Raw genomic sequence first — 21,584 nt, 5'->3', positions numbered from 1 at the left:
ATATAGTCGTTTAAACAAACTAAACAGTAAATCATTTAAGCGTCTGGGCGTATGTATTCAAAACGTGAGTTCGATTATTTTTGTGGAGTAAAACGGAACAAAATGTGTCAAAAACTTTTTTTTAATTATGCCTATTAGGTTAATTTTAATGTACTTTAAATCAATAGAGATAAGAACTTTAAAAAAAAGAAACTGTACAGGTCAAAAATTTGATAGAAAAAAAGAGATCAATTTTTTTTAATGTGACAAATTGATGGTTTTTAATAAATCAAGCAGCGGAGATGGAACTAAAAGAAGGTGTTTAATAGAAGTTGAAGTAAATGTTTTACTGGATGTTCTGAATAGTTTTTGATGATGTTTAAGAATGATAGATATAATTTAAAAAATAATTAATATGTTCAAAGATAAAATTTTAATGATAACTGGGGGTACGGGTTCCTTTGGAAATGCGGTCTTAAATCGGTTTTTATATACCGATCACTTTAAAGAAATTCGTATTTTTTCTCGTGATGAAAAAAAGCAAGATGACATGCGTAATCAATTAAAAAATGATAAACTCAAATTTTATATTGGAGATGTAAGAGATTATACAAGTGTTGAACGTGCTATGCGTGGAGTGGATTATGTGTTTCATGCCGCGGCGCTAAAACAAGTGCCTTCTTGCGAGTTTTTTCCATTAGAAGCTACAAAGACTAATGTGTTTGGAACGCAAAATGTAATTGACGCCGCAGCAGCGAATAAAGTACAAAAAGTTATTTGTTTGAGCACAGACAAAGCTGCGTATCCGATTAATGCAATGGGAATCTCTAAAGCGTTGATGGAAAAAGTTGCCATTGCAGCATCAAGAAATACAACAGATACTACAGTTTGTTTAACCCGTTATGGAAATGTAATGGCATCTAGAGGCTCGGTGATTCCGTTGTTTCTAAAACAAATTCAGGAAGGTAAGACTATCACCATCACAGATCCCAAAATGACTCGTTTCTTAATGTCGTTGGAGGAAGCGGTCGAGTTAGTTTTGTTTGCCTTTGAGCATGGTAATTCAGGTGATTTATTTGTTAATAAAGCACCAGCAGGAACGATCGGGGACTTAGCACAGGCCTTAAAAGAACTTTGCAATGCCGATAATGAAATAAAAATAATCGGAACCCGTCATGGTGAGAAGTTATATGAAACATTGTGTACTCGTGAAGAAATGGTGAAAGCAGAAGATATGGGCGATTTCTATAGAATTCCGGCAGACAACCGTGATTTGAATTATGCTCAGTATTTCTCGGAAGGGGAGCAAGACGTATCTTTAATTGAAGATTATCATTCTCACAATACAGAACAGTTGGGTGTAGAAGGAATGAAAAAATTATTAGTAAATTTGCCCCTAATTAAAAAAGAAATTTTTGGTGAAGATGTGGCTCAAATGCCAGGGTAATTATAAAAATAAAATGATTCCAGAAATAACAAAAGGTGGTAGGCATATCGATTCCAGAGGAACGCTATTTTACAATAATGATTTTGATGCTTCAGTGATCAAAAGAATGTATGTGATAGAAAATGAAAATACTGATTTTGTAAGAGCGTGGCAAGGACATAAAGTAGAACAACGATGGTTTTCAGTTATGAAGGGTTCGTTTCGAATCCAGTTGATTGCAATAGATCACTGGGATAATCCTACTAAAGATTTGGAACGCTTAACTTTTGTAATCAATTCAGAAAAACTAGATGTAATTCACATTCCTCAAGGATATGTGAGCAGTATTCAGTCGTTAGAACCTGATTCAAAATTGCTGGTTCTGGCAGATTATTCATTAGGAGAGGTAAAAGATGAATTCCGATTTGAGTCGGATTATTTTCATGAAAAAAAGTAAATTATGGTAAAAGTAGGAATTACTGGTCAGGCTGGATTTGTTGGTACACATTTATACAATACTTTAGGGTTATTTCCTGAGGAATTTGAAAGAGTTGATTTTCAAAAAGAATTTTTTGAAGAGGATGATCACTTAAATGAGTTTGTATCAAAATGTGATGTTATTGTTCATTTAGCAGCTATGAATCGGCATAATGACCCACAAGTAATTTATGATACCAATCTGGGTTTGGTAAAGAAATTAACAAATGCGTTGTCCATCACAGCGACTAAAGCACATGTGCTTTTTTCATCATCTACTCAGGAAGAAAAAGACAATTTGTATGGAAAGTCTAAAAGAGAAGGAAGGGAATTGATGATCAATTGGGCTAAAAAAACAGGTGGTAAATTTACCGGACTGATTATCCCTAATGTATTTGGCCCTTTCGGACATCCAAATTACAATTCTGTTGTAGCGACGTTCTGCCATAAATTATCCCATAATGAAACACCAAAAATTGAGGTTGACGGTGAGGTGAAACTAATTTATGTTGGAGAGTTAATAGCCGAAATCCTGAAGGAAATTAGAAGCGGCATAGGAAAAGATGAAGTTTTAGTTTCCCATACATCAGAATCTAAGGTGTCAGGACTACTTTCTTTATTGGAAAATTATAAAACGCAATATCAGGATAAAGGAGAAATACCCGCTATCAAAAACACATTTGAATTGAATTTGTTCAATACTTTTCGTTGTTATATGGATATTGCAGGTCATTTTCCAGTAAAGTTTGTTCAGCATATTGATCCCAGGGGTTCATTTGTAGAGGTTATTCGACTGGGTGTAGGAGGACAAGTTTCGTTTTCCACAACGGTTCCTGGCATTACAAGAGGGAATCATTATCATACTCGAAAAATTGAACGATTTGCAGTAATCAAAGGCAAAGCGTTAATTCAACTGCGACGAATCGGAACAGATGAGGTACTGGATTTCTATTTAGATGGAGCTGAACCTTCTTATGTGGACATGCCGATTTGGTATACTCACAATATTAAAAACATTGGTGATGAGGTGTTGTATACCAATTTTTGGATCAATGAGTTTTATGACCCAAATGATCCGGATACTTATTTTGAAAATGTTTAATTTGTTGGCACGCTGATTCCGCAGATATTCGCAGAATATTGAATTTTAGTTTTATGGAGGAAAATGATATTACCTATAAAATTAGAGGATGTATATTTTTAGTGTACAAAAATCTAGGTCCAGGCTTGATGGGGTCTGTTTATTAAGCTGCTTTACTTTATGAGCTTAAAACGCATAACCTTGAAGTTAAAAGTCAAGTTGTGCTTCCAGTATTGTATGACGGTATCAATTTAGAAATTGGATTTAGACTAGATATATTGGTGGAGGGAAAAGTTATTATTGAAATCAAATCTGTGGAAGATTTATCTAAATTACATTTTAAGCAACTCTTAACTTATCTGAAATTGTCAGGAAAGAAAGTCGGTATATTAGTTAATTTTAATTGTGAAAATATAACAGAAAATAGTACAAGAATAGTAAATGATTTTTAATTAAATCAAAGTAAACATCGGCGGAAATCTGTGAGATCTGCGTGAAATAGAAAAAAATGAAAGCACAATTAAAAGTAATGACCGTTGTAGGAACCCGCCCGGAAATAATACGATTGTCGAGAGTAATGGCTGCTTTAGATGCTTCAGAAGCTATAGAACATATCATTGTTCATACCGGTCAGAATTATGATTATGAGCTCAATCAAATTTTCTTTGATGATTTAGCCATTCGTAAACCCGATTTTTTTCTGAATGCGGCTGGTGCTACCGCTACGGAAACAATAGGTCAGATTTTGATAAAGATTGACCCTTTATTAGAATCTGAAAAACCAGATGCATTTTTAGTTTTAGGAGATACTAACAGTTGTTTGTGTGCCATTCCTGCTAAAAAGAGACAAATACCCATTTTTCATATGGAGGCAGGAAACCGCTGTTTTGACCAAAGAGTTCCTGAAGAAACCAATCGAAAAATTGTAGATCATGTTTCAGATATAAATTTGACTTATAGTGACATTGCACGTGAATACTTACTTAGAGAGGGATTACCTGCTGATAGAATTATCAAAACCGGTTCGCCGATGTTTGAAGTGCTAAATCATTATTTACCTGCTATCGAATCTTCTGATGTTTTGGAAAGATTGAAATTGGAAGAAAGTAAATTTTTTGTTGTTTCATCCCACAGAGAAGAAAATATTAATAGTGAAAAGAATTTTCACGGCCTGATGGATAGCTTAAATTTGATCGCTGAAAAATACAACTATCCAATTATCGTCAGTACGCATCCGCGAACGCGTAATATGATTGAAAAGAAAAACATTAAAATGCATTCGAATGTTCAGTTTTTAAAACCTATGGGGTTTAATGACTACAATGCCTTGCAAATGAAGTCTTATGCAGTTTTGTCTGATTCAGGAACAATATCTGAGGAATCCTCTGTATTGAATTTCAGAGCACTGAATATAAGGGAAGCACATGAACGCCCTGAAGCCATGGAAGAAGCATCTGTTATGATGGTAGGATTAAACCCGGAGAGAATTATGCAGGGTCTGGTGCAGTTACAATATCAAAAAACAACTGCAGAACGCAATCTCAGACCAGTGGCCGATTATTCGATGCCTAATGTTTCCGAGAAAATGGTGCGCATTATTTTGAGCTATACTGATTATGTAAAACGAACAGTTTGGAGAATCGATAATTAAAAGAAGATGAAAGTATTAATGATCAATTCAGTTTCCGGTTATGGCAGCACAGGTTCTATCTGTGTTGACATTGCTACTGAATTAGAATCGTATGGTCACGAATGTTTTATCGCTTACGGACAAGTAACCAAAGGATATAAAAATGGATTCAAAATAGGTACCGTTGCCGAAAATCATTTGCATAACATAGGTTCCAGAATTTTTGGGACACAAGGTTATTTTACACATTCAGGAACCAAAAAGTTAGTTTCTTTTATAAAGGAATACAATCCGGATATCATCCATTTGCATAATTTGCACGGGAATTATTTAAACCTGAAAATTCTATTTGATTATTTAACTGAAGTACAAAAACCAATAGTTTGGTCTTTACATGATTGTTGGGCATTTACAGGTAAATGTGCCCATTATACCGACGTTCAATGTTTTAAATGGCAAACACATTGTAACAACTGTCCCCAAGTTCAAAATTACCCACCAAGTCTACTACTGGATCGTTCCAGTACCATGTTTGATGATAAAAAAGAATGGTTTACCAGCATTAAAAATATGACGATCATTCCCGTTTCTAATTGGTTGGCGCATGAAGTGAGCAAATCCTTTTTAAATAAATTTCCTCTTATTCCTATTTATAATTGGGTAAATCATGAGGTTTTTAAACCTATGTTACCTTCTGATTTTCATAGTAAGTATCAAGTATCGCCGGAAAAGTTTACTGTTTTGGTAGTTAGTGCCAGTTGGGGTGAAACAGATGTGAAATATCAGGATGCTTTACTACTAGCTTCTTTACTTCCAACTGAAATACAACTAATAATGATTGGTAAGGTAGAAGAACCACAATTATTGCCTCACACTATTAAACACATTGATTATTTACATGGTAATAGTGAATTGGCCAAAGCCTATTCATTTGCTGATGTTTATGTTCATTTATCTACTGAAGACACCTTTGGTAAAGTAATAGCGGAAGCTTTGAGTTGCGGTACCCCTGCGATAGTGTATGATGCAACTGCCTGTCCGGAAATTATTGACACAAATTGTGGCTATGTAGTAGAAAAAAGAAATGTCCAGCAAGTAGTGGAATCGATTTATAAGATTAAAGAAAATACCAAAGCATATTATGCGACACAATGTAGACAACGTGTTGTTGAAAATTTTGATTATACCACCAATATCAAGCAAACCATAGGTGTTTATAATACTCTCCTACAAAAATGATTATAAATTTAATAGTTATTGCTTTAATCCTTTTTCTTGGATTTAGTTTTTCAAGAAAAAAAGATAGGAATAGTGACAGCAATAGAAAAAAGTACATTCGTATTATTTGTTTTCTCTTAATAATACAATCCGGATTGCGCAACGTGGCTGTTGGTTCGGATACTTATGGCTATTTTTTATCATTTAAGGATTCCGTAAGCAGATCATGGCAGGAAGTGTATCAAGGAATAGTTAATTATTACAGCTATGGTATAGGTAAAGATCCTGGTTATGCTGTTTTTGAAAAACTAGTTTCAAGTCTAAGTGGAGAGTATCAGCTACTTTTGATGGTAATAGCGATTCTTTTTTTCATTGCTTTGGGGAATTTTATTTATCAAAATACAACACGGCTGACTGATGCCATTTTGGCTTTTGTAATTTATTCGGTGCTTTTTTACAGTTTCTTCTCCATAACCGGACACCGGCAGACTATTGCAACTGCAGTTGCTTTGTATGGATTTGAACTGATTAAAAGAAGAAAGTTACTGCCATTCCTGCTATTACTATTGATAGCTTCAACCATCCATAAATCAGTGCTGCTTTTTATCCCGTTTTACTTCGTTGCCCAAATCAGCAAACCAAAATTATTTTTTAGGGTTGTTCTTATCCTTTTTCCTGTAATTATGGTGTTTAGAAATAATCTATCCACTTATTTAAAGATTCTAGGAGGATATGAAGAATATGGTATTAATGAAGCTGCAGGAACGTCGACTTTTACGACTATGTTTTTACTGATTTCGATTGTGGCTTTATTGCGAAGCAAAATAATTCTGCAAAATAATATAAAAGCACAGCAGTATTACAATGCTTTTGCTATAGCCTTACTTTTCATTCCTTTGACCTGGGTAAATCCCTCGGCAATGCGTGTAGTGCAGTATTTCTCTGTTTTTATGCTGCTTTTTGTTCCAGAAATTTTATATTCCTTTCAATCAGTTTCGCCACGAATAAAAAGAGATCTTACCGTTTTTACTATTATTGTTTTAATTGTATTGTTTTTAAAATCAAATTGGAGTAGTACAAACAGTTATGGTTTTTTCTGGCAGGATATGGCTTTGCCCTCTAACTATTAAAAACTAAAATGCAACAGGAAATAAAATATATCGGATTTTATGATGCGCCAAAAGCCAATTTTAAACGGGTGAGTGCCTTGGCTGCCACTAATAAAATGGATTATATTGCAGAAACAATAAATAGTGCCGGTTATCAGGTACATTTCGTTTCACCATCTTGGTTTGATGATTCATCTTATAATGCTAAAAGACAGCTAAAAACAACGATACAACTTGGTGAAAATAAAAAACTTACTCTCGCACCCAGTATTGGAACTTCCAATAAATTTTCAGGTTATTTAAAAATAGTATTCAGCTTGTTTTGGTTGTTTTGTTGGTTGCTTATTCATGTGAAGAAACAGGAAAAAATAATTCTATATCATTCTCCGTGGTTGGTTTTACCTATTTTATGGGCTAAGAAAATAAAAGGATTCCAACTAATATTAGAAGTGGAAGAAATCTATAGCGATGTATCTTCATTGCATAGCTATTTTGATAAGTTGGAAAAGAAAATCTTTGAAAAAGCTGATTATTTTTTATTTTCGACAGAATTGCTAGCTGAAAAAATAAAACCAAAAAAAGAGTTTATAATTGTTTACGGCAACTATACTGTTTTTGAAAAATTAGCATCTCCTCCGGATGATGGAAAAATTCATTTAGTATATGCGGGTATTATAGATAGTGATAAAGCAGGTGCATTTAATGCGATAGAAAGTGCTCTTTTTTTAGATGAAAATTATGTAATGCATATTATTGGTTTCGGTGAAATAGAAAGATTACAGGAGCGGATAAATGAAATAAATAAAACCTCAAAATGTAAAGTGTCTTTTGATGGTACAAAAAGCGGAATTGAATATCTGAAATTTTGTCAAACCTGCCACATTGGTTTGAGTACCCAAAAAATGGATGGGGATTATTTAGATACTTCATTTCCCAGTAAGATACTTTCTTACTTAAGCTTAGGGCTTAATGTTGTTTCATGTGATGTCAAATGTGTCTCTCTTTCTAAAATATCTCATTTAGTTAATTTTTATAATGGATATGCTGAAGAAATTGCTGATGCAATAACTAAAATTGATTTAAAAGAAGCTCAGTATATCAAATCAGAAGTGAAAGTATTAGATTGTGATTTTTTATCACAAATGAAATTAATGCTCAAAATTTAATTTTTATAAATATCATTATGAATACTATTAATATACCGACTGCTTTAATATTTTTTGCTCGTCCCGATTTGTTAGAAGTAACCTTTGCAGAAATTAGAAAAGCTAAACCAAATAAGCTTTTTTTAATTCAGGACGGGCCTAGAGTAGCCAATCAGACTGACCTTATCAATATTGAAAAATGTCGAGAAATTGTTGGTACTATCGATTGGGATTGCGAGGTTTATAAAAATTATTCAGAAGAAAATTTAGGTTGTGGTCTGCGCGTATACTCTGGCCTATCGTGGGCATTTCAGCATGTTGATCGTCTTTTGATTTTAGAAGATGATTGCGTTCCCTCACAATCACTTTTTCCTTTTGTAGAAGAATTGTTAGAAAGATATAGTACGGAACAGCGAGTTGGTATTATTAGTGGCATGAATAATTTAGGGACTTATGAAAAATCTGATACAGATTATTTTTTTTCTTCCTTTGGTTCTATTTGGGGTTGGGCAACTTGGAAAAGGGTTTGGGATCAGGTTGATTATGAGATGAATTTTATGGAAAATAAATATGCCAAGGAAATTATATTCTCGTTCGACAAAGAATTTGAAAAGATGGCAAATGATTTATATTTAAAAATTGAAAAAGGAGAAAGGCTGTCATCGTGGTCTTTTCAATTAGGGGTATGCTTAATTCTAAATAATCAGTTGAATATTGTTCCAAAGTATAATATGATTTCAAATATCGGTTTGTCAGAAAACGGAGCAAATTCAGTAAGTAGTTTAAAGTTTGTTCCTAGAAGGTTGAGAAAACTTTATTTTATGGAAAACTTTATTTATGACTTCCCTTTGAGACATCCTGAATTCATTGCAAATGATCAAGAATATAAGAAAAAAATATTTAGACTTATGGGACATGGTCATAGTTTTATCAAAACAATTATGCAAATTGAATCAATATTTTATAGATTGCTAGATGGCAATTTCAAATCATTATTTGATAAACTTAAGAAAGTACTAAAATGAGGAATATCATAAAGAAGTTTTATCTTAATCTTTTTTATCCTAATTCAATTAGTATAAAAGGGGAAAACTCATTTTTTGTTAATAAGGGTTTTGCTAGAAACTTAAATGTCAAAATACAAGGTAATAATAATAATGTTTCGATAGCTGCGGCTCATTTAAACAATGTGAAAATAATCATTATTGGGAATAATAATGACATAGAAATAAATAATAATGTTATTGCTTCTCACTGTGAATTTTGGATTGAAGATTCTTTTAATAAAATTTTCATAGGTGCAGGGACAACAATAGAAAAAAATTCTCAAGTTGCTGCTTTAGAAGGAAGAGAGGTAATTATTGGAGAAGATTGTATGATCTCAAGTGATGTGAAAATAAGTACTTCAGACAGTCATTCAATTATTGATGTTGTTTCAAATGATCGGGAAAACTATGCTAAATCAGTTTTTATTGGTAAACATGTTTGGATTGGACACTCTGTTTGTATTTGTAAAGGTGTTGAGATTAAAGACAATTGTATAGTAGGTGCTAAAAGTAACGTTTTAGGGAAATTTAGTGAAGAGAATATAATTATTGCGGGCAATCCTGCTAAGGTCATTAAGAAAAATAAAAATTGGTTAAGAGAAAGGATATAATTATTTTAGTTAATTTTAATGATAAATAATTAAGATTTAGAATGAATAATATCTTGATTCAAAGTACATTGTGTAATTAAATATAGAAAAATCTTAACGCGGAATACCCTGATGTGAAATTTTATCGATTAATTGGGTCAATCACCTACCGTATTGTAGGGGGTGATTTCAAATCAATTATTAAAGGTTTCAAAAGAAGGTTTAGATAATAAAAAACCATCAGAAAATAATTTTGCATAGAATATAAAATAAAGAAATAGCTCGTACAATTATTAATTCATATTAGTAAAAAATAATGATCAGAAATATAAATCCAAAAGTAACCATAATTACAACTGTATATAACAAGGAGGAATTAATTCATAAATGTATAAGTTCTGTTCTTTCGCAAAGTTTTACAGACTTTGAATATATTTTAGTTGATGATGCTTCTACTGATAATTCTCCAACAATATGTGATGATTATGCAAAAGCAGACAATCGAATTAAGGTTATTCATAGAGAAAATGGTGGACATGCTATTGCCAGAAATACAGGTATATTGAATGCTAAAGGGGAATATCTAACTTTTTTAGATGGTGATGATTATTTTTGTGACGACCACGGTATTGAAGAAATGGTCAGACTAGCAGAAGAAAATAAAAGTGATATTGTTATAACTGATTTCCTAAATGTTTGGAATGAAGCTGATAAGCCTAAAATAACGATTTCTACAGGTATAGATATGCTTGAATATTTATTAAAAGAAGATATTTATCATCCAACACCTTGCTCAAGGTTGTTTAAAAGAGCAATTTTTGATAATAATTTATTTAAAAATCTCATAAGTGATGATGAGGAGTGGACACCTAGAGCTTTTTTTCATGCTGATAAAGTTTGTATCATGCCTAAATCAATTTATTTTAGAACAACGCCCGATAATTCAGTAACTCGAATAAATACAGAAGAGAATTATTTTAGAAAAGCAAACGATAAGGCTTTGACTGCAGGGTTGATAATAAATTTTTTTGAAGGAAAAAATATTTCACTTTCTCAAAAGAAAATACTTTATAAAAGGTTTCTGTCACTTTATTTATCCAGTTTGCACATATATGCTAACGTATTAACGGATACTAAACTGAAAAAAGATTTGTTAATAAGATTAGATGAAAATAAATTTGTTTTGAGGTATTCCAGGTTTTATAAAAGTTTTAAACATCATATTCTTTATTGGATAACCAAATATTTTGGTTTGAAGGGTACAATCTCCTTTTTTAGAATTTTCAGCAGATAACAAATTAAATATTATTTGAGTGGTATTTTAAAAATTTTAAAATGAAGATATCCCAATTCTAAAACACAAGCATGGTGAATCAAGATAGCAATAAACAAATTAAAACAGCAGCAATTATATCATATATATCTATTATTTTTAATATTGTTATTGGATTGATTTATACACCATGGATGGTTAATAATATTGGAAAATCTGATTATGGTTTGTATGTTTTAGTATCTTCCTTTTTAATCTATTTTACCATTGATTTTGGATTGGGGCAAGCGACGGCTCGTTTTTTAGCCAAATATCGCGCTGAAAATGATGAGCATAAGGTAAATCAATTGTTGAGTTTAACTACTAAAATTTATCTTTTGATAAGTTTTGTAATGATGGTAGCACTAGTGGTAGTGTTTTTTTTTATTCAGAATATTTTCATCCAATTGAACGCCGCTGAAATTGAAAAATTCAAAACCATATATGTGATTGCGGGTTTGTTTAGTTTGGTTTCGTTCCCGTTCATGTCTTTGAATGGTATTTTTATTGCTTATGAACGCTTTGTGGCTCTTAAGCTTTGTGATATTTTTAGTAAAATTGGAGTAATACTTTTGATGGTTATTGCCCTTTTATTGGGCTATAAATTGTATGCCCTTATTGCCATCAATGCATTTATAGGAATCATAGTTATTTTATTTAAATTTATTTATTTATTTAGAACTACTGCTATAAAAATTGATTTAAAGTACAAAAGCAAAGTGTTAACCCAAGAACTTTTTAGTTTTTCTATTTGGAGCAGTATACTCGGAATTGCACAACGTTTGATAATCAATATTGCCCCTACTCTTTTAGGGATTTATTCAGGCACTACGGCTATCGCAGTTTTTTCAATTGGGATGTTAATTGAGAGCTATGTATGGACTTTTGCCAGTGCCTTAAATGGTTTATTCTTACCGAAAGTCTCAGGGTTATTATCTACTTCCGCAAATAGAGAGCAAGTGTTGCAATTAATGGTGAAAGTAGGCAGAATTCAATTGTTTATAATTGGGATATTGTACATTGGTATGATTACTTTGGGTCAAGAATTTATTGTTCTTTGGATGGGGCCTGAGTTTACTAATTCTTTTCCCATAGTGCTTATGCTAATTTTACCAGGTTTTTTTACGCTTACTCAAGAAATTGCTTCCACATTGTTATATGTTGAAAACAAAATTAAATTTAAAGCTATTATTTTTATGGTTGCTGCGATAATCAGTGTGTTATTATCTGTTTTTCTAATACCATATTTTGGAGCAATAGGTGCAGCAATGGGAATTGTAATTTCTCTAATTATTTTTGAAGTTATTGGTGTTAATATTTTTTATTACAAAATTATGAAAATAAATATATTTTATTTTTTTAAGGCTTGTTTGCTTAAAATGTTGCCATCTTTAGTAATAGTTTTGGGATTTGGTTTGGCAGTTAATTATTATATCCCAGCGCCTAATTTTGTTGTTTTTTTTATAAAGGCTAGTCTTATAGGTGTAGTTTATATGCTTGTTATGTGGTTTTTTAGCTTAAACAAATATGAGAAAGAATTAATTTTATCCATTTATAAAAAATTTACACCTAATAAATTAAACTAAATGCCTCTAATCAGTATTATAATTCCAGTTTACAAAGTAGAAGCCTATTTGCATAAATGTGTCAATAGTGTACTGGATCAAGATTTTAAGGACATTGAAGTGCTCCTAGTTGATGACGGTTCTCCAGATAATTGTCCTGCAATTTGCGATGAGTTCGCAAAAAAAGATGCCAGAGTCAAGGTAGTCCATAAAAAAAATGGAGGTTTATCAGATGCTCGTAATGAAGGGATTAAGAGTGCTACTGGAGAATACCTGATGTTTTTAGACAGCGATGATTACTGGGACGGTAAAGATTGCTTGTTTAACCTCATCCAATCCATGAAAGTTTCAAACGCAGATATAATCCTTTATGGCGCTAAAGATGTATTTGTAGAGAGCAATACGGTTAGAGTGGCAAGAGGAAATTATGACATAGCTACTATTAGAAAAGGCAAAGATGCAGCAATACAGTCTTTATTTGCAACTCATCATTTTCCCGGTTCAGCCTGGATTTTAACTATTAAAAGATGTTTGGTATTAGAGCATGAACTGTTTTTTGTAACTGGAATAAAAGCAGAGGATATAGATTGGTTAATTCATTCGTTTAGTAAAGCAGCATCTTTCGATGCAGTGAATGATGCGTTTTATATGTATATAAAAAACAGACCGGGTGCCATAACGACGACCGCAGATTCAAAAAGTGCTGTAGATATTTTGTTTTCAGTTTCTAAATGGAGGCCTGAATTAGAGAAAGATTTGTCAGTTACTAATACATATTTGTTATCTTATTTAGCCTATCAGTATATTACCGCTTATATTATCTATGCGAGCGTTCCTACAAACGAAAAAAGGATATTGCATGCAGAACTCAAAAAAAATTCAGGTATACTAAAATATGCGCAAGGAAAAAAGACGGTTTTGAGTAGAACAGTAATTGAACTTTTCGGGATTGAATTTGGAGCTAAAATTTTTAGAACGGCTCATTTTGCCCTTAACAAATGGCCCAGCTTAAAAAAAATTGTTTAATACAATGAATAAGAAAAGAATATTAATTATTTCTGGAGAATCATGGCGGGAAGACAGTAATGGCGGAAATGTACTTTCCAATTTGTTCAGTACTTTTACTGATGAATATGAATTTGCGCAAATTTTTACTAATCCGGCAATGCCTTCTAATTCTATTTGTACAAAATATTTTCATATTTCTGAAGGAGAAGTCATAAAAGCATTCCTTAAAAACCAAACTTTTGGACGAGAACTGCAAACGTCAGACTATTTGATTCAAGCCGAGCTAACAATTAAAAATACCTCAAGTTCCAATTGGCTTACTTTTTTAAAAAAATTAAATTTCCCTATATTTCATACCCTGCAAGATTTGATTTGGAGAGGCTCTAAATGGCAAACGCCTGAATTGAAAAAATTCGTTCTAGATTACAATCCAGATGTGATTTTTGCACCCATGTATTATAGTCTTTTTATGCACCGTATAGATCGCTATGTTGCAAAGCTGACAAATAAAAAATTGGTATCATACGTTTCTGATGATCATCTTACCTTTCGACAGTTTTCTCTTTCTCCTGTGTACTGGTTCAATAGACTACTATTGCGAAAAAATGTTATTGCTACCGCTAAACACTATTCCTTGTTGTATACGATGACACAAGAGCAGCTTATAGAATACCAACCCGTATTGAAAGTACCAATGAAAGTATTGAAAAAAACAGGAAATTTTGAAGGGACTCCTCCGTTAAAAACAGACTGTGGAAATCCTTTAATTATAATGTATGGTGGTAATCTAATTTACAATCGGTTTAAAACCTTGTATAAATTAGCGCAAGTAATAAAAGAAATCAATCAAAATGGTATTAAAATTCAACTGCATATTTACACGCAGACGCCCATCACTGAAAAACTTAAATTGTTGCTAGATGATGGTCAAAACAGTTTGTTATTAGGTAAGGTTTCCATGGAACAATTAAATGTTAAATATTCTGGAGCTGATTTAGTATTGCATGTGGAATCTTTTGAATTAAAGCAGCGATTGCTCACCAGACTTTCTTTCTCCACTAAAATTATAGATTTGATGCATACTGGCAGAGGAATTTTGGCAATTTGCTCTAAGGAGAGTTCTCCTTACAAATACCTTAAATCCGAGGATGCCGCCATCTGTGTTGCTGATGTTTCCGAAATAAAAAAGACTTTGCAACATTTATTAGAGTTTCCGGAACAAATTAATGAATATGCAAGTAAAGCATGGGAATGCGGCGTAAGAAAGCATGATGTAAAAATTGTTACCAAGGATTTGCATGCCGATTTTAAATCAATGATAAATTAAAAGTAGTATGTTTAATGCCTTAATTTCAATAATAGTTCCAGTTTATAATGTTGAAAATTATCTTCAGGAATGTCTGGATAGTTTGATAAATCAAACGTATCAAAACATTGAAATTATAATCGTTAATGACGAAAGCCCTGATAAATGCCTGCAAATTATTGAAGATTATGCGCGAAAAGATAATCGTATAATATATATTGATCAAAAAAATACAGGTCTTTCCGGTGCCCGTAATGCGGGTATCAAACTTTCGACTGGTGACTTCATCATGTTTGTTGATAGCGATGACTGGATTAATGTAGATTGTTTGGAACAAATGTCAAAATATGCTACGAATCATGATTTAGTCATAGCTTCTTATTATCGAGAATTTATAAATAACTCTCAAATACGTAAATTGAATTGTGCAGGATTTTATTCGTCAGTGTTTATTCAAAGAAGAATTGTAGGGTTAATTGGAGAAGAATTGTCTGATCCATCACAAGCTGATAGTTTGGTGACTGTATGGGCAAAATTATATAGGAGTGACATTATAAATCGGAATTCAATACAATTTATTTCAACCAAAGAAATAGGAACATCAGAGGATTTATTATTTAATTTAGAATATCTTGAATACTGTAAAACTTCATTTGTTATTGACGGCCCTTTGTATCATTACAGGAGGTATAATTTAAATTCGTTTACCTCGACAAATAAGAAAAATTTATTCTTAGATTGGAAAAATTTGTTCAATAGAATTCATAATTTAATTGCGCATAAAAAAGAAGATTATCATATTGCGTTTAATAACAGAATAGCCTTAAGTATTATTGGCTTAGGATTAAATGAAATGCAAAATCCTAAAGGATATAGCGATAAGGTAAGAAATTTAAAGCAAATCCTAAGTGATCCATTATATGATAAAGCGTATAAGCAATTAGAATTAAATTATTTCCCGGTACACTGGAAATTGTTTTTTGCTTTTGCAAAATATAAATTTGTAGTGGGTGTTTATTTAATGCTATTAGGCATAAATTACTTTGTAAATAGAAATAACTAATCCATATTTTGTCTAAACTTATTCGCACTTCCACCATTGCCCTGTCTTTGGATTATCTTCTTAAAGGCCAATTGTTTTTTTTAAAGCAGCAGTATAAGGTTCTTGCCGTGTCTGGAAGCGATATGCACTTAGAAGCCGTTGCTACAAGAGAACAAGTGCAAACTATTGACATTGAAATGCAACGGAGCATCAGTCCGCTTAAAGACTTAAAATCCCTGTGGCAGTTGTACTGGCTTTTCAAAAAAGAAAAACCATTAATCGTGCATTCCATAACACCAAAAGCAGGTTTACTAACAATGCTGGCAGGCTATTTTGCTGGCGTTCCCATACGCATGCATACCTTTACAGGACTCATTTTTCCAACTAAAACCGGTTTTTTGCAACAACTTTTAATTGGAATGGAGCGAGTATTGTGCTATTGTGCGACTAACATTTATCCGGAAGGACAAGGCGTCCGTAATGATTTAATCCGGTACAAAATCACCTCTAAAAATTTGCAGGTGCTGGCCAATGGCAATGTCAATGGGATTGATACCTCTTTTTTTAATCCCGGCAATTTTACGGACCAACAAAACCAAGAGTTAAAAAATAGGTTAGAAATCCAGGCAACCGACTTTGTTTTTATTTTCATAGGGCGTCTGGTAGGAGATAAAGGCATCAATGAATTGGTAGCCGCATTTAAAAAAATGCAAAGTCAAAAGGCGAATGTTGAAAACCTAGAGCCGAACGTATTGCCTAATAATGATAATGCAAAAATCAAAAGTCAAAATTCAAAATTACTTTTAGTAGGTCCTTTAGAAACCGAACTTGATCCGCTGGATAAAAATACGTTACAGGAAATAGAGGAAAACCCCAATATCATTTCGGTAGGTTTCCAAAAAGACATCCGTCCATACCTTGCCATCAGCGACTGTCTGGCATTCCCCAGTTACCGAGAAGGCTTTCCAAATGTAGTATTACAGGCCGGAGCCATGGGGTTGCCCAGCATTGTCTCCAACATTAACGGTTGCAACGAGATTATTATAGAGGGTGAAAATGGCACTGTTATTCCGGTCAAAAATACCGCTGCAGTGAGTGACGCGATGGTGAAAATGATAGAGGATACGGATTGGAGAACCCAACTCCAACAAAATGCCCGCCCAATGATTGTTTCCCGTTACGAGCAACACCTAGTTTGGGAAGCCATTTTAGCCGAATACCAAAGACTGGAAAATCAAATTCCGATGCCTAAAATAAAGGAGTAGTATGTAGCCCCCAAATGGAGATAATGAAAATAGAATTACAATCTTTTCAGAAAGAAATCATTTCGGGTTATGAGCATCGCATCAACAGTATTGATGTAGCTTTTGACGATGAAAAAATGAAGCAGCAATTGCATCCATTTTCATCCTGTGGCTGCTCGAAAATACCGATCCCGATAAGGTAACCGTCAATTCGGTAAAAGAATTAATCCAATACGCAAAACAAATACATTACGACGGTCAAGGATACCACATGGCAAAAGATCAAGATAGGGTCTATATGGCCGATTTTATCCAACAGGAGAGGGTCAGTTTAAATCAGTTTCCAGCCCAATGTGATGCTGCAAAAGCAAGGTGGTATCAAAACTATTTAAATACCGTTGCATTGCGTTTTCAAATACTGAAAAGCCTCAATGAAGAAATGGTGGTTTGGAGAACTAACAATGGTTTTACTCATTATTTCGAGCATGCCTTTGAAACGGGTTTTGTGAACAGTAAAGTAGTGGAAATAGCAGTTTCTTTTTTCCTAAAAAGTGCAGACCACCGCTATCTGCATGAGCTTCTCGAGAGGGAAGCTGCGTGTTATATTCCAATATTTACTATTCCAGAAACCAATAACTTGAAATATAATATCAATCCGCCACTCTTATTGGGAGATGAGGAAAAGAAGAAAAAATATAAAAAAGTATTGGGAACTTGGCTTTTGGCCAAATTAGAAGATAGAATTTTCCAATATAGGTTGGACAAACAAAACCTTCCGAAACCCTATCTTTTCGTCAAACAAACAGCCGAAGCATTATTTTACAACCAAAAAACAACAATTGAAATAGATAATCTGCTGCCGGAAAAAATAGTGACCACTATTTTTAATCCACGTATTTTCAAAGACGCCTCCTCTTTTGAACTATTCGAAAAATGCAATGCAGTAGTAGTAAGAACCACCGATCTGAGTTTCCTCTACCGGAAAATGTCCGAAAAAGAAAATCCACCGCTCATCTTGGTGCGAGATAAGGAATTCAGAGACTGGTATGCCAAAGCCTACAATCCGGAACTCGTGCAGAGTTTTACCAAAACCTACGATCGAGCCGACTCAATACAAAGAAATAGTAACTACGAAAGCGAAAAACGCCAAGTCTTTAGGTTCTTGTAGTACTCGTAATCACAAAGTCAAAAGCAATTCAGCTGCCCAAAACAGCATCCCCACAAAAGCCCATCTGCTAAAAAGCGTCTCCACAAAGGGAATAAAACCACCCCGAACCACCCAATTTCCCATAACCCAACCCCACCCAATTAGTACCCATCACCCCCTCAAAACCCACAATCCATTCCCCTTCAGGGGCCCAAACCCTCACACACCCACAAACAAAAAAATCCGCGCCAACCCGCTCAATCCGTCAAATCCGCGTCCCAACCCCACCCAATTAGTACCCATCACCCCCTCAAAACCCACAATCGAATCCCCCCTTCAGGGCCCACGGGCCCAATTCCTCACACAAACAAAAAAATCCGCGCCAACCCGCTCAATCCGTTAAATCCGCGTCCCAACCCCACCCAATTAGAACCCATCACCCCCCTCAAAACCCACAATCGAATCCCCCCTTTAGGGGCCAGGGGGCCTCACACACCCACAAAAAAAAAAATCCGCGCCAATCCGCTCAATCCGTCAAATCCGCGTCCCAACCGCACCCCACAAAAAAACCCCCTTTTGCAGCACAAAAGGGGGTTGGTAACAAAGAAATCAAATAATCAGACCACATCCAGCACCGTCAGCACATTGTAAGAATTGTTCTTCAACGGATACTGCTTGCCGTTCATTTCCTGAAAAAACTCGATCAGGAAGAAATAAACCATGCTGCCGGTACCCGGAGGAATTTCGCTGGGAGTAAAGGAATAGGTCGCCAGATCAGCGGTAACCGAAAGGTTTTCCTTATTGCAGTAGCGAGTTTTGTACAAACTTAGTTCAAAATCAACCATAGCAACCGCAGTGCTGAAACTCACATGGGTGGCGCCAAAAGGAACCGCCAAATGCAAAGCAGGATTAAAATCCGTCAGGACCACAGTCCCACTAACAGGATCCAAGTCAATTTCTCCTTTAAAAACGGAACCCATAACAGCCTTGTTGTTAAAATCAAATCCTTGAAGAACCTTTTTCCCTTCTGTGGTTTGAATGCCAATACCAACCTGGCGTTTCCCGCGATCCGAAACCAAATCCAAATTCTTGATTTGGCTCATCGATTGTGAAAGCCGACTGCTGACCCGGGAATCCTTTGCCATCAGCAACAAACTGCTGGCCGAATTTCGCAACAGCTTGCTCATCTTCGCATTGTGGCCAAACTCGACGCCGTTCTCCCTCGTGCGCTGGAACGCAGGGTCAGTTTTCATTCTTTTTTTGGAGATGCCTCCTTTTGCTCTGGCCAGCATTCCGTCTTTGGTTCGATAAAAAGTAACCCCTTTTACTGTTCCCTGAATTTCTACAATTCCATCAATTTTTGCCATGTTCGTTTTTATTTAGGCGTTTATAATGAGACAAAGCTATTTGTTTTAAGGTTGCCAAAAAAAAACAGGTTCGGTTAATGCATTGACAAACAGTACAGTGCGCTGGAAAGCAAAGCGTGCGCAGCAGTACAGTAAAGTGCAGCAAAATGCAGTCTGCGACATAAATTCATCCACAAAAGGCACCCAAAACACCCTGCATCCCTTTACTATCAAGCGCTGGCAGCAGCATACGTACGGGATACTTACGGGATAAGTAGGGGGTACTTACGGTTTTCGCTGTCCAAAACATACAAAATTCGCACTCGAACCTAAGAGCAATAAAATAAAAAAACAATTGTTGTAGCCAGAAAAATAGCCAGAATAAAACTGTGAGAATTTGCTGATTCGTGTAATACAATTCGTTTTTTTTTATAAATTAGGAACTTAATTGTATCAGCATGGAAAAAGATAGTAGTGCCCAGAATAATGAATATTTCAAAGAGCTGAAAAGGCGTACAATTCAGCAAAAAATAGATTTAATCGAGAGTGACGATTTGGAACACACTTTTAGAGGGCGCTATGGAAATGAAATTTTTTTACACTTCTTTGACAGGCTGAAGCCACAACCATTACACAGCTTTCATCAGCAAATCAAGGATTTATTTGAAAACGCAAATACAATTAAGGGAAGAGGGTACGATTTGCAACCTGATTTTTTTGATTTTTATAAATCGGAAAGAGCTGAATTGGAAACTTTTATTAACGGTGAGAACAACAACAGCAATGAAAGCAGGACAAAAGCGATCAAATACCTCCAATATTTAAACGAAGATGGGTATAGGTGGTGGCGCATCGATGCATTGTTCGAATTGATGGGTAGTACAAGTAGTTATCCTTCTATCGCACCATTGGCAAACGCCAAACTAAAAAAGGAGTTCATCAATATTAAAAAATTAGACACGCAGCAATCGGAATTATTTCGTATCATTGACCACACGCATTTACTGACACTCTTAAGTGCGGAGAATCGTAAAAAAAGGGCAACTTATATCGGGCGTTTTCCGACTTGGTTTGATTTCGATTATTACAAAGACCCATTCATATTTGCAGAGTTTCCCAAAGACAAAAATACCTTTCACAAGGTCTTAAAATCGTGGATCATGGATCAGGTGGAAACCCGAAAAAAAATATTCGAATGGGATGAAATACCTCCCGAATACCAATATCTTTTGGATTATGCCAATAATTTGCTCCAGCAAACAGCAGCTGAGAAAATCCAAAAAACCGATAGTCCAAAGCCAGTAAAAATAATGACGATTAGTTCGTTAGAGTATCCCCGACATATTTTTGCAGATGCAAAGGCGTATGAACTCTTCAGTCTGTTAATGCGGCATGTAAAATCATTGAATGCCACCAGTTTTGTGTTCCGAACCATGGCTGAAAAAGAAAATCCCCAACTGATTGTGGTCAACGATACCCCATTCCGAACCTGGTTCAATACACAGGGATATCCCATCAAATTAGAAAATCACACCAAAACCTACGAAAATGCTAAAAATGAAGACCGAATAGTAGCCTACAATATAGCCAAAGAACTAATAACGAAACTGTAATACTAATCTGTAATACTAATCTGTTGGGGATAGTTATTCAACCCCTCAGGAGTTTTTTGTGCAATAAGTGGAGTAAACAGCACCCCACCTCCCATTGTCAGTTCGAGCGCAGTCGAGAACCGCGTCCCAACCGCGTCCCAACCGCGTCCCAACCGCGTCCCAACCGCACCCAACCGCACCCAACCGCACCCATCCACCACACACAAAAAAAAAAACAGCACCCATCCGTCAAATCCGCGTCCCATCCACACTCAATTGGAACCACACCACCCCCTCAACATCCGCAATCCATTCCCCCTT

At 34.6% G+C, this 21,584-nt stretch carries 19 protein-coding genes and 1 pseudogene; 19 read left to right on the top strand and 1 reads right to left on the bottom strand.

The genetic code is table 11. The features are described 5' to 3' along the window. Positions 1–394 precede the first annotated feature (394 nt). The 18 genes and pseudogenes from ACEN2F_RS14215 to ACEN2F_RS14130 all read left to right on the top strand — a co-directional run bounded on the left by ACEN2F_RS14215 (position 395) and on the right by ACEN2F_RS14130 (position 18,346). Positions 395–1,426 (top strand): polysaccharide biosynthesis protein, encoded by a 1,032-nt coding sequence (locus ACEN2F_RS14215; protein WP_441740398.1) that lies wholly within the window; start codon positions 395–397, stop codon positions 1,424–1,426. A gap of 13 nt (positions 1,427–1,439) precedes the next feature. After that, entirely contained in the window at positions 1,440–1,862 is a 423-nt protein-coding gene (locus ACEN2F_RS14210) for a WxcM-like domain-containing protein (protein ID WP_441740396.1), read from the top strand. A gap of 3 nt (positions 1,863–1,865) precedes the next feature. Next, positions 1,866–2,984, top strand: a complete 1,119-nt coding sequence (locus tag ACEN2F_RS14205) for a polysaccharide biosynthesis C-terminal domain-containing protein (protein ID WP_441740394.1) — start codon at positions 1,866–1,868, stop codon at positions 2,982–2,984. A gap of 161 nt (positions 2,985–3,145) precedes the next feature. Continuing rightward, positions 3,146–3,415, top strand: a pseudogene (locus ACEN2F_RS14200) (GxxExxY protein); the annotation flags it as partial. A 56-nt stretch (positions 3,416–3,471) separates the two neighbouring features. Then, on the top strand, positions 3,472–4,614 hold the full coding sequence (gene wecB, locus ACEN2F_RS14195; protein WP_441740392.1) for a non-hydrolyzing UDP-N-acetylglucosamine 2-epimerase: 1,143 nt from the start codon (positions 3,472–3,474) through the stop codon (positions 4,612–4,614). Positions 4,615–4,620: 6 nt separating this feature from the next. Beyond that, positions 4,621–5,832 (top strand): glycosyltransferase, encoded by a 1,212-nt coding sequence (locus ACEN2F_RS14190; protein ID WP_441740391.1) that lies wholly within the window; start codon positions 4,621–4,623, stop codon positions 5,830–5,832. Next, positions 5,829–6,941 carry an EpsG family protein gene (locus ACEN2F_RS14185; RefSeq protein ID WP_441740389.1) on the top strand — a complete coding sequence of 371 codons (1,113 nt, stop codon included), beginning with the start codon at positions 5,829–5,831 and terminating at the stop codon, positions 6,939–6,941. Before ACEN2F_RS14190 ends, ACEN2F_RS14185 begins: the two co-directional genes overlap by 4 nt. 8 nt (positions 6,942–6,949) lie before the next feature. Further along, positions 6,950–8,086 carry a hypothetical protein gene (locus tag ACEN2F_RS14180; RefSeq protein ID WP_441740387.1) on the top strand — a complete coding sequence of 379 codons (1,137 nt, stop codon included), beginning with the start codon at positions 6,950–6,952 and terminating at the stop codon, positions 8,084–8,086. Between the two features lie 17 nt (positions 8,087–8,103). Then, positions 8,104–9,090 (top strand): hypothetical protein, encoded by a 987-nt coding sequence (locus ACEN2F_RS14175; RefSeq protein ID WP_441740385.1) that lies wholly within the window; start codon positions 8,104–8,106, stop codon positions 9,088–9,090. Then, positions 9,087–9,722: an acyltransferase gene (locus ACEN2F_RS14170; protein WP_441740383.1), complete on the top strand. Its 636-nt coding sequence runs from the start codon at positions 9,087–9,089 to the stop codon at positions 9,720–9,722. Before ACEN2F_RS14175 ends, ACEN2F_RS14170 begins: the two co-directional genes overlap by 4 nt. A gap of 295 nt (positions 9,723–10,017) precedes the next feature. Further along, positions 10,018–10,995: a glycosyltransferase family 2 protein gene (locus ACEN2F_RS14165; protein WP_441740381.1), complete on the top strand. Its 978-nt coding sequence runs from the start codon at positions 10,018–10,020 to the stop codon at positions 10,993–10,995. 71 nt (positions 10,996–11,066) lie between these two features. Continuing rightward, entirely contained in the window at positions 11,067–12,599 is a 1,533-nt protein-coding gene (locus ACEN2F_RS14160; protein ID WP_441740379.1) for an oligosaccharide flippase family protein, read from the top strand. Next, entirely contained in the window at positions 12,600–13,604 is a 1,005-nt protein-coding gene (locus ACEN2F_RS14155) for a glycosyltransferase family 2 protein (RefSeq protein ID WP_441740377.1), read from the top strand. 4 nt (positions 13,605–13,608) lie between these two features. Beyond that, positions 13,609–14,913: a hypothetical protein gene (locus tag ACEN2F_RS14150; RefSeq protein ID WP_441740375.1), complete on the top strand. Its 1,305-nt coding sequence runs from the start codon at positions 13,609–13,611 to the stop codon at positions 14,911–14,913. Between the two features lie 7 nt (positions 14,914–14,920). After that, the gene (locus tag ACEN2F_RS14145; protein ID WP_441740374.1) at positions 14,921–15,955 is read left to right on the top strand and encodes a glycosyltransferase family 2 protein; all 1,035 of its coding nucleotides are present in this window, start codon (positions 14,921–14,923) and stop codon (positions 15,953–15,955) included. An 8-nt stretch (positions 15,956–15,963) separates the two neighbouring features. Continuing rightward, positions 15,964–17,199: a glycosyltransferase family 4 protein gene (locus ACEN2F_RS14140; RefSeq protein WP_441740372.1), complete on the top strand. Its 1,236-nt coding sequence runs from the start codon at positions 15,964–15,966 to the stop codon at positions 17,197–17,199. A gap of 23 nt (positions 17,200–17,222) precedes the next feature. After that, positions 17,223–17,381 (top strand): hypothetical protein, encoded by a 159-nt coding sequence (locus ACEN2F_RS14135; RefSeq protein ID WP_441740370.1) that lies wholly within the window; start codon positions 17,223–17,225, stop codon positions 17,379–17,381. A gap of 68 nt (positions 17,382–17,449) precedes the next feature. Next, positions 17,450–18,346, top strand: a complete 897-nt coding sequence (locus ACEN2F_RS14130) for a hypothetical protein (RefSeq protein ID WP_441740368.1) — start codon at positions 17,450–17,452, stop codon at positions 18,344–18,346. Between the two features lie 596 nt (positions 18,347–18,942). Here the strand turns inward: ACEN2F_RS14130 and ACEN2F_RS14125 are convergent. After that, entirely contained in the window at positions 18,943–19,692 is a 750-nt protein-coding gene (locus tag ACEN2F_RS14125) for a hypothetical protein (protein ID WP_441740366.1), read from the bottom strand. A gap of 437 nt (positions 19,693–20,129) precedes the next feature. Here ACEN2F_RS14125 and ACEN2F_RS14120 point away from each other — a divergent pair, with 437 nt between their 5' ends. Beyond that, positions 20,130–21,284, top strand: a complete 1,155-nt coding sequence (locus tag ACEN2F_RS14120) for a hypothetical protein (protein ID WP_441740365.1) — start codon at positions 20,130–20,132, stop codon at positions 21,282–21,284. Positions 21,285–21,584 lie beyond the last annotated feature (300 nt).

It is taken from the genome of Flavobacterium sp. W20_MBD1_R3, from assembly GCF_052119725.1.
Classification (GTDB): Bacteria; Bacteroidota; Bacteroidia; order Flavobacteriales; family Flavobacteriaceae; genus Flavobacterium.
The sequence above is the reverse complement of the archived record's forward strand: the minus strand, read 5'-3'. Positions and strand labels throughout refer to the sequence as shown.

Bases quoted from the DNA above. Each gene is read 5' to 3' on its own strand.
- ACEN2F_RS14210 (WP_441740396.1), top strand. From the start codon at position 1,440: ATGATTCCAGAAATAACAAAAGGTGGTAGGCATATCGATTCCAGAGGA.
- ACEN2F_RS14165 (WP_441740381.1), top strand. From the start codon at position 10,018: ATGATCAGAAATATAAATCCAAAAGTAACCATAATTACAACTGTATAT.
- ACEN2F_RS14145 (WP_441740374.1), top strand. From the start codon at position 14,921: ATGTTTAATGCCTTAATTTCAATAATAGTTCCAGTTTATAATGTTGAA.
- ACEN2F_RS14130 (WP_441740368.1), top strand. From the start codon at position 17,450: ATGGCAAAAGATCAAGATAGGGTCTATATGGCCGATTTTATCCAACAG.
- wecB (WP_441740392.1), top strand. From the start codon at position 3,472: ATGAAAGCACAATTAAAAGTAATGACCGTTGTAGGAACCCGCCCGGAA.
- ACEN2F_RS14160 (WP_441740379.1), top strand. From the start codon at position 11,067: ATGGTGAATCAAGATAGCAATAAACAAATTAAAACAGCAGCAATTATA.
- ACEN2F_RS14125 (WP_441740366.1), bottom strand. From the start codon at position 19,692: ATGGCAAAAATTGATGGAATTGTAGAAATTCAGGGAACAGTAAAAGGG.
- ACEN2F_RS14175 (WP_441740385.1), top strand. From the start codon at position 8,104: ATGAATACTATTAATATACCGACTGCTTTAATATTTTTTGCTCGTCCC.
- ACEN2F_RS14215 (WP_441740398.1), top strand. From the start codon at position 395: ATGTTCAAAGATAAAATTTTAATGATAACTGGGGGTACGGGTTCCTTT.
- ACEN2F_RS14180 (WP_441740387.1), top strand. From the start codon at position 6,950: ATGCAACAGGAAATAAAATATATCGGATTTTATGATGCGCCAAAAGCC.
- ACEN2F_RS14120 (WP_441740365.1), top strand. From the start codon at position 20,130: ATGGAAAAAGATAGTAGTGCCCAGAATAATGAATATTTCAAAGAGCTG.
- ACEN2F_RS14205 (WP_441740394.1), top strand. From the start codon at position 1,866: ATGGTAAAAGTAGGAATTACTGGTCAGGCTGGATTTGTTGGTACACAT.
- ACEN2F_RS14185 (WP_441740389.1), top strand. From the start codon at position 5,829: ATGATTATAAATTTAATAGTTATTGCTTTAATCCTTTTTCTTGGATTT.
- ACEN2F_RS14135 (WP_441740370.1), top strand. From the start codon at position 17,223: ATGAAAATAGAATTACAATCTTTTCAGAAAGAAATCATTTCGGGTTAT.
- ACEN2F_RS14155 (WP_441740377.1), top strand. From the start codon at position 12,600: ATGCCTCTAATCAGTATTATAATTCCAGTTTACAAAGTAGAAGCCTAT.
- ACEN2F_RS14150 (WP_441740375.1), top strand. From the start codon at position 13,609: ATGAATAAGAAAAGAATATTAATTATTTCTGGAGAATCATGGCGGGAA.
- ACEN2F_RS14190 (WP_441740391.1), top strand. From the start codon at position 4,621: ATGAAAGTATTAATGATCAATTCAGTTTCCGGTTATGGCAGCACAGGT.
- ACEN2F_RS14170 (WP_441740383.1), top strand. From the start codon at position 9,087: ATGAGGAATATCATAAAGAAGTTTTATCTTAATCTTTTTTATCCTAAT.